A 12,942-nucleotide genomic window follows, 5' to 3' on the forward strand; every position below is an offset into this window, starting at 1 on the left:
AAACCGGCGATACGGCCTGAACCGCCACTCATCCTCGAATTGTTCCTACTGCCCGATTCCGGAGTTCTCGTCCAAATACGCTTGAATTTCCTCGTCGCGTATCGCATCGAGAACCGCGTCCGTGCCGAGATGCTCGACCAGGCGACGGTGCCCCCGATCGCGTCGGGCGGCGATCTCCTCGGGCGAGAGCTCCGTCTCGAACGCCCGGTCGATGTACCGTTCGCGGAGCGTGGCCACTTCGTCGTCGGGCAGGTCGGTCTCGCCCATCTCGTTGTCGAACCACTCCCGCCAGCGTTCGCGGTCACCCCAGTCGCCGCTGAACTCGCTCTCCGGGCGGAGCCAGTCGTAGTGCGGCGCGACCTCGCCAGCGAGCCCCTCGTCCCGCCGGTGGTCTTCGAGCAGCGTTCGTGCGACGTGCGCACCGTGGCCGGTGGCGATCGCCACCTGTGCGTTCCGACTGTCCGTCGGTGCGGCGACGTAGAGCCCGTCGATGTGCGTCCGCCCGTCGGCGTCCGGCACGTCCCGGTCGAGTTGCTCGCGGTCCTCGCCGTGGTGTTCGTGGACCTCGAACATCTCACCGTCCTCGTCGAGGGGGTCGAGATATGACGCATCGTACCACGCGGCGGCGACAACACACTGCGCGGTGACGGGCTCTCCCTCTGCGGGCGTAACCCGGAACCCTTCGTCGTCGCGTTCAACTGCGTCAACGACGTCGGGCCGAAGCGTCGCACCGACTTCGTCGAGGTGGTCGTGAAACAGCGCGGTCAGGGTCTCGGTGTCGATACCACCGGGGAACCCGGGGTAGTTCTCGACGTAGGCCGCGCGGGCGAGGGCGGCGTTCCCGCGGTCGTAGACGGCCGTGTCGAAACCGTAGCGAGCGGTGAACACGGCGACGCCCGTGCCGGTGGGTCCGCCGCCGACGACGACGACGTCGTGGTCGCGTTCATTCCCCATCGGTCACGATCTCCGCAATCCGCTCACGGTCGAACAGCTGTTCGTCGCCGAACTCGTCAGGGTACAGTCCCTGTGCGGCTCGCTCCAACTGGAAGAGGTGGATGATCGGTCCCTGGTAGGTGACTCCGCCGTAGATCACGCGGTCGTTCTGAACGGCGCTCAGGTCACTTGCCACGTCGTGGTCCTCCAGGTGCGAGCGGATGTTCTGATCGAAGTACTCCTCGGAGACATCGCCTTGCAGCCGAATGGCGAGCACGTCGGGGTCTATCTCCAGCAGCGTCTCGAAGTCGATCCGTCCGCCCCCGGCCTGTGCATCGGTGACCCCGTTCGCGGCTAAGGCGTCGTTGACTTGCAGGTCTCGCCAGTGTCTCGACTGGGTCCCTTCGCCGACGAGATAGGGGAAGAACGACTCGGGCGGTATCCCGGCCGGGTACAGCACGGCGACGTCTGGCGACGCCTCGGGAGTCCGGCTCTGAACCTCGCCCACCACCTCGTCGTGGTACGTCTTGAACGCCTCGTAGCGAGCCCGCTCTTGGAACGTCTCTGCCAGCACCTCGAACGCCTCGTAGATCGAATAGTAGCGGTAGTTGTGCCAGTCGTAGACCTGTGTGAACGACGTGTTCCCGAGGAACGGCGCGACGTTGTCGACGACTTCCTCCACGTCGCCTTCGCTCCACTGAAGCCTGTTGATCATGAAATTCGGGTCGATGACGTGCAGATCCGCGTCGACCTCGTAGAAGATCTCCTTGTCGACGCCATCCTGGTAGAGCTGAGGGAGCTCCTCCTTGTTCACCGAGACACCCGGGAGTTCCTCGTAGAGGTGCGCCGCGTACCGTGCGCGGATCCCGATGCCCGCCAACCCGTCGGCCTGCCCCAGCGCGACTCCGATGTCCGCGTAGTCGCCGGTGAACGGGACCCAGCGCTCGGGCGGTTCCTCGAACTCTACCTCGCCGACCGGTTCCATGGTCACCGACTGTCCCGAGTCGGTTTCCGTCGGTGTGTTCGTCGATGTCGCAGAACTCGTCGGGGTCCCCGTCGAAGCGTCCCCGCTACAGCCGGCGAGCAAACCGATGCCCACGGCGGTTCCGGTTCTGAGTACGTCACGTCGCGTCGGTATGAGGTCGGTTTCAGCCATGCGATTTTTTGGCTGACCTAAATTATTAGTCCTTCCGATTCTCCGTCCGCCCGCAGGGTGGGGCTTGCGCGGCCGCCACCACGCCTGTCGCCGCCGCTGTCCTGATCTCAGCGATGGATTCGGCGCACCCACGGTATCCGGCCGATCCAACCGGGTGGGTCCGATTTATCACCCGCGCTCACACACCTTCGCACATGCCCGACCGCGTCGCAGTCCTCGCCCACGAGAAGTTTCCCGACCGCTCGAAGACCGCAAACGGGATCATCCGCTACGCCGACTACGAGGTCGCCGCGGTCCTCGACCGCGACCGCCCCGGCGAGCGCGTCGCCGACCACCTCCCGGCCGTTCCGGACGCGCCGATCGTCGCCTCGTTCGCGGACGTGCCCGACGACGTGGACGCGCTCGTCATCGGGATCGCCCCCATCGGCGGCGGCTTCGACGAGTCGTGGCGGCCGGACGTGGAGGCGGCCATCGAGGCCGGCTGCGACGTGATCTCGGGGCTCCACTACTTCCTCAACGAGGACGACGACCTCGCCGCGCTGGCGGCCGAACACGGCGTCGACCTGTGGGACGTGCGCCGCCCGGACCCCGACATCGGCGTCGCCGAGGGCCGCGCGGCCGAGGTCGACGCGGACGTGGTCCTGACGGTTGGCACCGATTGCTCGGTCGGGAAGATGACTGCGACGATGGAACTGGTCGAGGCCGCCCGGGAGGCCGGCGTCGACGCCTGCGCGATCCCCACGGGCCAGACGGGGATCATGATCGAGGGATGGGGGCATCCCGTCGACCGCGTCGTGAGCGACTTCACCGCCGGCGCGGTCGAGGAGATGATCCTCGAGAAGGGCGACAATCACGACCTGCTCGTCGTCGAGGGCCAGGGCAGCATCGTCCACCCCGCGTACTCGGCGGTCACCTGCGGCATCCTCCACGGCGCGATGGCCGACAGGCTGGTCCTCTGTCACGCCACCGGCCGCGAGGCGATCCACGGCTACGAGTCGTTCGACCTCCCGCCCCTGCCGGAGTACGTCGACCTCTACGAGTCGCTCGCAACGCCCGTTCACGGGGCGGAGGTCGTCGCCGGCGCGCTCAACACGGTCGACATCGCCGACGACGCGGCCGCCGAGGCCGCAGTCGACGACTTCGCCGACGCCGTCGACGCGCCGGCGACGGACCTCATTCGGTTCGGGACCGACGAGGTGCTGGAGGCGATCCGCGGATGACGGCCCCGTCGTCGTCTCTCACCACCTCCTTCGAGCGCGTCTCCCTGCCGCTGGAACACGACTTCACCATCTCGCGGGGCACCACCGTCGCCGCCGAGAACGTGATCGTCCGGATCGCCGACGAGGGCGGCATGGTCGGCGTCGGCGCGGCCGCGCCCTCGGCCCACTACGGCGAGACCGCCGACACCGTCGCGGCGGTGCTGCCGGACCTGCTCGCGGCGGTCGAGACCGTCGGCGACCCGCACGCGATCGCGGCGATCGAAGCGCGCATGGAGTCGGTCGTCTCCGACAACCCCGCGGCCCGTTGCGCGGTGAGCATCGCGCTGCACGACCTGGCCGCCAAACGCCTCGGCGTCCCGCTGTACCGCCTGTGGGGGCTGAACCCGGCCGACGCGCCGACCTCCTCGTTCACCATCGGCATCGACGACACCGCGACCATGCGTGAGAAGACGCGGGAGGCGGTCGACGCGGGCTACTCGACGCTGAAGCTGAAGCTCGGCACCGACCGCGACCGCGAGGTCGTCGAAGCGGTGTGCGAGGAGGCGTCCGACGCGACGCTCCGCGTCGACGCCAACGAGGCGTGGACGCCCAGAGAGACCGCCCGCAAGAGCGAGTGGCTGGCGGATCTGGGCGTGGAGTTCATCGAGCAGCCCCTCCCCGCGAGCGACCCCGCGGGACTGAAGGACGCACACGAGCGCTCCGTGCTGCCGATCGCCGCCGACGAGTCGTGCGTCACGCTCTCCGATATTCCGCGGATCGCCGACCGCTGTGACATCGCGAACCTGAAGCTGATGAAGTGCGGCGGCCTGCTGGAGGCCAAACGGATGATCCACGCCGCCCGCGCACACGGGCTGGAGGTGATGCTCGGCTGCATGGTGGAGTCGAACGCCGCCATCGCCGCCGGCTGTCACCTCGGGCCGCTGCTCGATTACGCGGACCTCGACGGGAGCCTGTTGCTCGCCGAGGACGCGGACCCGTTCGAGGGCGTGGCGATGCCGGAGGGGCGGATCGAACTGGGCGCGGTCGAGCGAAACGGGACCGGCGCGGTCGAGCGGTCGGAGTGACGCCCTGCGGCTCGTCCCCACACCGGCGGAACGCTGATACCGTCTCCCCCGACCACGTCCGTCGTGAGCGATCACCGACAGGAGAACCGTCGGCTGTGGGACGAGTGGAGCGACGAGTTCCAGTCGTACTGGAACGCGAACACCGCCGACGGCGACCTCCCGCCCGCGCCGTCGCCGTTCGACACGGACCGACCCGGCGGGATGGACCCCGACCCCCTGGAGTCGGTCGACGGGACCGACTACGTCGAACTGGGCTGCGGCGGCGGACAGGGGAGCGTCGGCACCGCCCGCATGGGAGCCGACACCGTCGTCGGCGTCGACTTCTCGCGCGAGCAGCTCCGGCACGCGCGCCGGCTCCGCGACTTCTACGGCGTCGACGCGCGGTTCGTCCAGGGGGACGCGGCCGACCTCCCACTCCCTGACGACGCGTTCGACCTGGCCTCCTCGGAGGCGGCGTTCCAGATGGTCCCCGACCTCGACCGGGCGCTCGCGGAGGCCCGCCGCGTCCTCCGCGAGGGCGGCGTGTTCGTGCTCAGCCTGCCGCACCCGCTGTACGAGGCGCTCGACGCCGAGACGCGGACGCTGGAGGGGAACTACCTCGATCCCGGCCCCCGCGAGGTCACGGTCGACGAATCGTTCGAGTCGACGATGGTCCTGTTCGATCGTCCCGTCGCGCAGGTGTACAACGCGCTCCGCGAGGCCGGCTTCGAGGTGACGCGGATGCGAGAACACGTGAACGACCCGATCGCCGACGCGGACCCGGCCGAGAGCGACCGCCCGGACGTGCTGTGGGAGGTGCCGCGGAGCGTGCGGTTCCGGGCGGTCGCGCGGTGATCCCCAATCTCAAAACGGCGTCGGAACCCTCGACAGCGGTCCGCACCCGAGCGTCGTCGTGATATGGCTCGTCTCGACGGTCGCGTCGGGACGGATCGCGGCCTCGTAGCTCGTCTCGTTGCAGTCGAAGTCCGCCTCGGGCACGTCGGCGAGCACCGTCACGTCGTCGCCGTCGACCCACAGGAGCCGATAGTCGTCCGGTTCTCGGAGGTCGACGGTCACGGCCGCACCGGACGACACCGTCGCCGTGCGGTCGAACACTACCCCGCTGTCGTCCGCTTCCAACCGGAGCCGGACCGTCCGGGCATCGCCGGTGTCGTTCCACACCCGAGCGGCGACCGGCAGGTTCGCGGCCGCCGCCGGGACCAGTCTGCGGTCGCCGACGGCGACGACGAGGGACGAGGAAGACGGGAACCCCTCGATCGCGCCGGCGAGGTACGAATCGCCGTCGACCTCGCGCACCGGCAGGTCGCGGCCGGCCGCCGTGAGACAGCCACCGGTAGCGGCGAGCACCGTGGTTCCAAGCATCGCGAGGAGCCGGCGTCTGGAGGGCATCGTCCCGACTCCGACGATGCACGACAAGTGCCTTGTGGACGGGCGGGGGACGACCGAGCCGCCTACGCCCCGTCGCCGACCAGTTCCTCGTACTGCGCCCCGGTCTGCTTCAGCGTCGCCGTCGAGTAGAGGCGCTCGTGATCGAAGGGGAGGTACTCGGCCGCGAGTTCGTCGATCTTCGCGTCCACCGCCTCGGCCTTCCGCCCGTGGACCATCGTGAAGAGGTTGTACGGCCAGTCCTGCTCGGGCCGACGGGGGCGGTGGTAACAGAGGGTGACGTACGGCAGTTCGCCGACGCGCTCGCCCACCTCGTCGAGGCGGTCGTCCGGCACGTCCCACACGACCATGCAGTTGTTCCGGAAGCCCGTGACGACGTGGTTGACGACGCAGCCGATCCGCTTGATGCAGCCGTCGTCGAGCAGGCGCTCGACGGCCGCGAGCACGTCGGCCACGTCGGCGTCGACGGCGTCGGCCACGTCGCGGTACGGCGTCGCCGACAGCGGGAAGCCGTCCTGGATCTCGACGAGGAGCCGACGGTCCAGACCGGAGAGGTCGCCGGCGGCGTCCTCGGAGATCCGGGTCGCGCTCGCCTCCGTCGAGTCCAGCGCCGCTCGCGGTTCGTCACCGTCTTCTCGCGGGCTACGCCCGCTCGAATGGTCCGCGGAACTCCGTTCCGCGCTACTCGCGGATTCCGTGGCGCTGCGCGCCACGCCCTCTCTAGCGAAGGCGTCGTCGTTCCACACCGGGAACTCCAGGTCGATGTAGTAGTCCGTCAGCATCGGGAGGTTCAGCACCTCGCAGCCGGTTCGCTCCTCGATCTCCGCGAGGATCCGGTCGCGCGTCTCCCGGGTGGCGGCGGTGACGACGAACCACTGGTTCCACTCGTGATCGCGTCGGTAGTTGTGGTTCACCTGCCGGTAGCCGTTGACGATCTCCGCGACCGCCTCGAATCGCTCCTCGGGGGCCGAGACGGCCGCCAGCGTCGACGAGCCGATCACGGGGGGGTTGAGCACCGCCCCGAACCGGCGGAAGACGCCGCGCTCGCGCAGGCGCGTCACCCGCTCGAGCGCCTCCTCCTCGTCGATCCCGAGGTCGTCGGCGACGGCCCGAAACGGCCGCTCTGCCACGGGGAAGCCGCTCTGGTAGTCGTCGATCAGCCGCGCGTCGACGGCGTCGAGTCCCGCGCGCCAGCCGTCGCTGTCGCCCCCGTCGACTCCCTCGGCGTCGTCGCCCTCGGCGCTACTCATTGACCGTCGTAGGGACCGGCGGCACCTACCGGTTTCGCTCGCGACCGTCCTCCATCGGACGGTCCCCCGGGACGACCTGGTGATTCGATCACCCGGACCGTCCGGGTAACCGGGTGGTTTTTGCGGGGAACGCCCCTCGGATCGCGTATGGCGAAGGCGACCTCCGAGGCGGACGAGACGTTCGGCGAGTGGCCGCTCAAGCGGCTCATGACCGAGGTGTGCGGCTCCGGCCCGAAGTCGGCCGACGACATGACCCGCGACCAGGCGAGCGAGGCGATGCGTCGGATCTTCGCGGGCGAGCCGGACCGCACCACGCTGGGGGCGTTCTGGCTCGCGAACCGCTGGAAGCGCAACAACCCCGAGGAGCTGGCGGCGTACGTCGACGAGATGTGCGCGCGCGTCGAGTACGCCGAGCCAGACGCCGACCCCGTCGACTGCGGGGCGAACTACGACGGCAAGGGCGAGACGGCGATCCTCGGTGCGGCCGCGGGCGTCGTCGCCGCCGGCGCTGGCACGCCCGTGGTCGTCCACTCGGGCGACCGCGTTCCCACGCAGAAGCAGGACGCCTACAAGCACGTGCTCGACGAGTTGGGGATCGCGACCGAGCTGACGCCGCGCGACTCCGCGGAGATGGTCGACGAGACGGGCTTCGGCTTCTACTACCAGCCGGCGTTCAATCCCGCGGTCGACGACCTGTTCGAGCGCCGCGACATGATGGGCGTGCGCTCGTTCGTCAACACGATCGAGACGCTGGCGAACCCCGCGGGCGCGTCGACGCACCTCGGCTCGTTCTACCACCTCGCGTTCGCGAAGAAGGTCGTCGACACGTTCGTCGAGAGCGAGTTCCACGACCTCGACCGCGTCATCATGTTCCAGGGGATGGAGGGGTACGACGACATCCGACCCGGCTACACGAAAGTCGCTGAATGGAACGCGGGGGGCGGCGCGGACGGCGAGGCCGGCAGCGAGAGCGACGAGTTCGTCGACTACGAGATCGAGACGCCCGAGTACGGCATGGACTTCGAGGAGGCCGATCTCGAGGTGGACGACGTGGCCGTCGACTCCGCGACGCTCACGGAGGAGGTCGTCGCCGGCGAGCGCGACGACCACTGGGTCGACGCTGTGGCGCTCAACGCGGCGTTCCGGATCTACGCCGGCGGCGACGCCGACAGCGTCGAGGAGGGACTCGAACTCGCGCACGAGGCGATCGACGACGGCTCCGCGGCGGCCGTCCTCGAGGACCTCCGCGAGTTCTGAGAAGCGCGCGGCCGAAGGAGCGCGAGGGCGAGCGACAGCGAGCCCTCGTCGCGAACGGCGAACGGAGTGAGCCGTGAGCGGGCGAAGCGAGCGAGACCGCCGAACACGACGGCGCGATCCCGTACCGCTCCGCCGGCAACGGACTTCGACCGCCGGTGCGACCGACTCCGACGTTCTCACGCCTGAGACGCGGCGGGCCACGCTTTTGTACCGCGACCCGGCTCGTTCACCAAGGATGGCCGTGGGACCGGCGAGTCTGTACCAGCTGTTCTTTCTCTCGGCCAGCGCCGCCGTCGTTCTGCTCGGGCTGTCGACGTACGTCCTCGGACGGCTGATCGGTCACGACCGCGCGCTGGGCGCGATGCTGGCGCTCGTCGCCGTCTTCACCGGCGTCGGCGCGGGCTTCGGCCTGCCGCCCGACGCCGCGCGGATCCCGGTGGCGCTGGGGTTCGCGTTCCTCTACGTGCCGGTCGGCGTCGGCGGCCTGGTGGCGAAGGGGGTGTCGGTCGCGCCGTGGCGGGAGGTGTGTCGCCTCCTCATCGGCGGCTGGATGGCCGCGCTCGTGGTCGCGCTCGTCACCCAGGCGGCCGGCGCGTCATTGCCGGCGCTCATCGGCTGGACGCCCGGGCTGTTCGGGCTGGAGTGGTACGTCGGCTTCCTCGCGTACATGGCGCTGTTGGGCGTCGTCGCCGGCGCGGTCACGCTCGCGCTGCTCGCGCGCGACGGCCGCGGGGAGGCGACGGTCGTCGCCGGCGGCTGATCGTCGACGCCGACGGCTGATCGCGTCCGGTCGCGGTCGCGCCCGTCACTCGCTCCCGCGCTCCTCGTCGTCGAGGCGGATCGCGATGCCGACGAGCGTCTGGCCCGCCGTGACGGTCGCCTCGCGGGCGACCGAGTAGACGATCCCCGAGCGGTCGGCGGTCGCCTCCTGGCGAACCTCGTAGGTCGTCGGGTCGTACACCTCCCCGACGTACTTCCCCTCGACGACCTCGTCGCCGATGGCGAGGTCGGCGGCCGCGCGGAACAGTCCCGACTCGCCGGCGGTCACCCGGCCGAGGTGGTTTCGCGCGCGAACGCCGTCCCACCGGGGAACCCCTCCCCGGTCGTCGAGCACGCCCGCGTGTCGGAGCGCCCGCTTCGTGCCCGCGACGCCGGTCTCGATGGCGTCGTCGACCAGCTCCTTGTTGTGGGCCAGCTCCGGGGTGATCGAGGGGATCCCCTCCCGCGTGGCCGCGACGCGGAGCTTTCCGCCGAAGTTGCGGCTGGCCCACTCCTCGTCGGCGTCCTCGCCGGCGGACTCCGCCAGCAGGAGGTCCGTCCCGAACGCCTCCGCGAGCCGGCGGCAGTCGTCGTCGCCCCGGAGGTACACCGTGTGAGTGAGCATGTCCCGGCTGCCGGTGTGGAGGTCGACGATGAAGTCCGCGTCGCCGGCGTACCCCCACAGCGTCGCCGCCATGCGCTCGTGCAGGGTGCCGTCGTCGTCGCCGGGCCAACACCGGTTCATGTTCGGGTTCACCGAGTCGTACGCCTCCGGCGTGGTGTACGAGACGGTGTCGAAGGTGAGCGGGTCGGCGACGGGGACGACGTGAACCGTTCCGGCGAGGTCGGCGGCGACGAGGTCGTCGTGCAGTCGACGGCACACGGCCGCGCCGTTGATCTCCCGGCCGTGCTGGGCCGCTTGGACGTAGACGGTCGGGGAGTCGTCGCCGCCGGGGTCGCCGTCGCCGGCGTCCGCGTCCTCGGGCGTGTACGTGTGCACGGTCGTCTCGATCGCGACGCCCGAGGGGAGTCGCGCGAGGGTCACGCGCTCGGCTTCGTGGCCAGCCATGCGTCAGCTTCCGTCGCCGGCGGCTTGTAGCTGTGGCCCGAACGCGGGTCGTCGACTCGACTCACCGCCGAAGCCGTCCCTCGACCAGCCGCGCCGACACGACGCAGGCGCTCGTAGCCATGAGCAGGAGTCGCTCTCCGCTGCCGACGATCCACAGCTTCCGTTCGACGTCCTCCGGCTCGTCGTCGGGAGCCGGGTCGACCGCCGAGGGGTGGTGGGTGTTGTTGGTCGTCTCGGCCGGCTCGCTCGACCCGCCGCCCGGCGGCTCGGGCGACAGGTCCACGAACGTTTGGACCACGCCGCGCTGGTCGGAGATCAGGAGGTGTCCCTCCAGCGTGTAGAACCGGTCGTGAAGCGGGTACAGGAGGTTCGCGCCCGTGTGCGCCACGTCCGGGAGGATCCCGGCGAACACGAGCGCGACCAGCGAGACCCACCCGACCGCGACGCCGCGGTCGCCGAACCGCCGCCGGACGAGCGACCGATCGCGCCGGAGGTCGTAGACGAACAGCGCCGCGAGCGCGACGGGCACCAACAGGGTGTGGAGCGCGGCGCGGTGAGCCCCCTCGAACACCGGCGAGAGGAACGCGTCGAGGTCCGGGATCGCCGTGACCGCGAGGACGGCACCGAGCGACCGCACGTCGAACTCGTCGTGGAGCAGCGTTCCCGCGATGAGGCCGGCGACGGCAAAGTGAACGAGCGTGGACGGCATCCGAGGTGTGCCTGGGCGTGACGACGCATAAACGTGTCCGGGATCCGGGTCATCGACGGCGTCGCCGGCGCGGTCGCCGCATCTCGGGATCCACGCCCCGTGGTCGACCGCGCCCCGAACACGTCGGGGGCGGCCGCCGCCTCGGCCGGGTCGCGCCCGGCCCCGCGGCGGGAAGTCGAACGACTTTCCCCCCTCCGCCGCGAGGCTATCGGTATGAGCGACGACCTGCCGCACGTCACGCTGCACACGAACCACGGCGACATCGAGATCGAACTGTACGCCGACCGCGCCCCCCGAACGGTCGAGAACTTCCTCAACCTCGCCGAGCACGACCCCGCCGCCAGTGACGACCCCGCCCCCGACACGACGACGTGGGAGGACCCTGAGACGGGCGAGGTCCGCGGCGACTCGCTGTACGAGGGCATCGTCTTCCACCGGATCATTTCCGACTTCATGATCCAGGGCGGCGACCCCACCGGCACGGGCCGCGGCGGCCCGGGCTACGAGTTCGACGACGAGTTCCACGACGACCTGACCCACGACGGCGCGGGCGTCCTCTCGATGGCCAACTCCGGCCCGAACACGAACGGCTCGCAGTTCTTCATCACGCTGGACGCCCAGCCCCACCTCGACGGCAAGCACGCGGTCTTCGGCGAGGTCGTCGACGGGATGGACGTGGTCGAGGAGATCGGCTCGGTCCCCACCGGCCGCAACGACCAGCCGCGCGACGACGTGACAGTCGAGCGCGTCACCGTCGACCGGTAAGGCGACTCCGGCGCGGGCGACGCCGACGCTCGCGTCGATCGGCGACGACGCCGTTCACGCTCGGTCGACGAACCGCTCGAACACCCGCGGATACTCCTTCAGCTTCATCCGAGCGACCAACGCGTAGCAGTAGGCGTCGACGCGGTCGCGCCAGATCGGTCGCTCGTAGCTCCCGGCGAATCCGACCTCTGCCACGTCGATGTCCTCGCCGGCACGCTCGGTCAGGATCGACAGCAACGGGGCCGGGGAGTCGCCGACGACGCGCCGGAAGCGCCGCATCGCGGCGCGTTTCTCGCGGATCACGTGGCCCGAGTCGAACGACCGCGGGCCGTCCGGTTCCATCACGAGCGCGTCGACCGCGCGGTCGTGAGCGCGGCGCTGAGCGAGCGCCTGCGCGGCCTCGACGGCGTTGAGAAGCGAGAGGTCCTCGTCCCAGTCGGCGACGAGGTAGTCGGTGTCGTAACACCACATCGAGAGCTTCCAGCGCGCGAGCGCGTACGGCGTCCCCTCGTCGAGGGCGCGCACCTCCTCGCGGACCGTTTCCCGACTCGGGAACCCGTCGATCGCCTCGCGAACGCGCCCGTCGACCCGGTCGACCCGGTCGGCCCACTGCTCGGCGTCGTCGCCGACGCGGTCGCGAAGGCGCTCGTGGAGGTACTCGGCGTCGCGGACGCGCTGCTCGGCTCGGAGGTTCCCTCCGTACATCGTCCCGATGTCGCGGGCGTCGTACGTTCGATCCCGGTCGGGGTCGCGCTCGTGGGCGTCGAGCCGCGCGAGCCGGATCCGCCGCTCGATCTCGTGGTACCACCCGAGGTCGCGTCCGGGGTCGGCGACGGGGTAGTCGGCGACGGCCTCGGCGACCGCCGTCGCGCGCTCGAGGATCGCCTCGCCGCGCTCGGCGAGTCGTTCGGGGTCGCCCCCGTCGCGGTCGAGGCGCGCGAGGGCCACGCCCACGTCCTCGCCGGCGAACTGCATCCCGTAGGTCGCGCTGAACAGCGCGCCGCGGTGGTCGCCGGACTCGAGGTCGTCCCTGGCGCTGTCCAGGTGGCCGCCGGCACCGGTGAACCGATCGTCGTCGTCGTCCAACTCCTCCCACAGCTCGCGCCCGCGCTCGACCTCGTCGGCCAGTCGACCGACGGCCTCGCGGGCGTGCGCCTCGCTCACGGGGGGGTGCCACCGGTGGTCGGTGGGATCGGGAAGCCACTTCGACGCCTGATCGGTCACGGGGTCCGGGAGCGCCGTCGGCCGAGTCGCGCCGACGCCGACGGTCGCGCCGGCGAGCGCGAGCCCGGCGCTCGCGAGGAGGCTTCGCCTGCTCGGGGAGGGGAGGTCGGGGACCATACGCGTTCGGTGGTCGCCCCCGGCTGAAATGTC

Annotated in this window: 13 protein-coding genes; 6 read left to right on the forward strand and 7 right to left on the reverse strand. The window is 70.4% G+C overall.

The genetic code is table 11. The features are described 5' to 3' along the window. Nucleotides 1-45: 45 nt before the first annotated feature. Both Hbl1158_RS12715 and Hbl1158_RS12720 read right to left on the reverse strand, forming a co-directional pair. Nucleotides 46-954, reverse strand: coding sequence for an FAD-dependent oxidoreductase (locus tag Hbl1158_RS12715; protein ID WP_234297627.1), 909 nt, complete (start codon nt 952-954; stop codon nt 46-48). Then, the gene (locus tag Hbl1158_RS12720) at nt 944-2,089 is read right to left on the reverse strand and encodes an ABC transporter substrate-binding protein (protein WP_234297628.1); all 1,146 of its coding nucleotides are present in this window, start codon (nt 2,087-2,089) and stop codon (nt 944-946) included. The genes Hbl1158_RS12715 and Hbl1158_RS12720 overlap by 11 nt, the downstream gene beginning before the upstream one ends. 194 nt (nt 2,090-2,283) lie before the next feature. On the opposite strand from Hbl1158_RS12720, the gene Hbl1158_RS12725 reads away from it, so the two are divergent. From Hbl1158_RS12725 to Hbl1158_RS12735, 3 genes are all read left to right on the forward strand, one after another. Beyond that, nucleotides 2,284-3,309: a DUF1611 domain-containing protein gene (locus tag Hbl1158_RS12725; RefSeq protein ID WP_234297629.1), complete on the forward strand. Its 1,026-nt coding sequence runs from the start codon at nt 2,284-2,286 to the stop codon at nt 3,307-3,309. Next, on the forward strand, nt 3,306-4,373 hold the full coding sequence (locus Hbl1158_RS12730; RefSeq protein ID WP_234297630.1) for a dipeptide epimerase: 1,068 nt from the start codon (nt 3,306-3,308) through the stop codon (nt 4,371-4,373). Before Hbl1158_RS12725 ends, Hbl1158_RS12730 begins: the two co-directional genes overlap by 4 nt. A 63-nt stretch (nt 4,374-4,436) precedes the next feature. Further along, nucleotides 4,437-5,207, forward strand: a complete 771-nt coding sequence (locus Hbl1158_RS12735; RefSeq protein ID WP_234297631.1) for a class I SAM-dependent methyltransferase — start codon at nt 4,437-4,439, stop codon at nt 5,205-5,207. A 9-nt stretch (nt 5,208-5,216) separates the two neighbouring features. On the opposite strand, the gene Hbl1158_RS12740 is transcribed toward Hbl1158_RS12735, so the two are convergent. Further along, nucleotides 5,217-5,762 carry a hypothetical protein gene (locus Hbl1158_RS12740; protein ID WP_234297632.1) on the reverse strand — a complete coding sequence of 182 codons (546 nt, stop codon included), beginning with the start codon at nt 5,760-5,762 and terminating at the stop codon, nt 5,217-5,219. A gap of 62 nt (nt 5,763-5,824) precedes the next feature. Next, nucleotides 5,825-7,009, reverse strand: coding sequence for an Lrp/AsnC family transcriptional regulator (locus Hbl1158_RS12745; protein ID WP_234297633.1), 1,185 nt, complete (start codon nt 7,007-7,009; stop codon nt 5,825-5,827). A 147-nt stretch (nt 7,010-7,156) separates the two neighbouring features. Here Hbl1158_RS12745 and Hbl1158_RS12750 point away from each other — a divergent pair, with 147 nt between their 5' ends. Beyond that, entirely contained in the window at nt 7,157-8,266 is a 1,110-nt protein-coding gene (locus Hbl1158_RS12750) for an anthranilate phosphoribosyltransferase (RefSeq protein ID WP_234297634.1), read from the forward strand. A gap of 235 nt (nt 8,267-8,501) precedes the next feature. Continuing rightward, on the forward strand, nt 8,502-9,026 hold the full coding sequence (locus Hbl1158_RS12755) for a hypothetical protein (protein WP_234297635.1): 525 nt from the start codon (nt 8,502-8,504) through the stop codon (nt 9,024-9,026). 45 nt (nt 9,027-9,071) lie between these two features. Here the strand turns inward: Hbl1158_RS12755 and Hbl1158_RS12760 are convergent, their stop codons facing one another. Together Hbl1158_RS12760 and Hbl1158_RS12765 are read right to left on the reverse strand one after the other, a co-directional pair. Then, nucleotides 9,072-10,094 carry a succinylglutamate desuccinylase/aspartoacylase family protein gene (locus Hbl1158_RS12760; RefSeq protein WP_234297636.1) on the reverse strand — a complete coding sequence of 341 codons (1,023 nt, stop codon included), beginning with the start codon at nt 10,092-10,094 and terminating at the stop codon, nt 9,072-9,074. A gap of 61 nt (nt 10,095-10,155) precedes the next feature. Then, complete coding sequence (locus Hbl1158_RS12765; RefSeq protein ID WP_234297637.1) at nt 10,156-10,803, reverse strand: metal-dependent hydrolase; 648 nt, start codon at nt 10,801-10,803, stop codon at nt 10,156-10,158. A gap of 213 nt (nt 10,804-11,016) precedes the next feature. On the opposite strand from Hbl1158_RS12765, the gene Hbl1158_RS12770 reads away from it, so the two are divergent. Further along, entirely contained in the window at nt 11,017-11,568 is a 552-nt protein-coding gene (locus Hbl1158_RS12770) for a peptidylprolyl isomerase (protein WP_234297638.1), read from the forward strand. A gap of 54 nt (nt 11,569-11,622) precedes the next feature. Here the strand turns inward: Hbl1158_RS12770 and Hbl1158_RS12775 are convergent, their stop codons facing one another. Then, on the reverse strand, nt 11,623-12,909 hold the full coding sequence (locus Hbl1158_RS12775; protein WP_234297639.1) for a hypothetical protein: 1,287 nt from the start codon (nt 12,907-12,909) through the stop codon (nt 11,623-11,625). Between the last annotated feature and the right edge of the window lie 33 nt (nt 12,910-12,942).

It is taken from the genome of Halobaculum sp. CBA1158 (assembly GCF_021431925.1).
In the GTDB taxonomy this organism is placed as follows: domain Archaea; phylum Halobacteriota; class Halobacteria; order Halobacteriales; family Haloferacaceae; genus Halobaculum.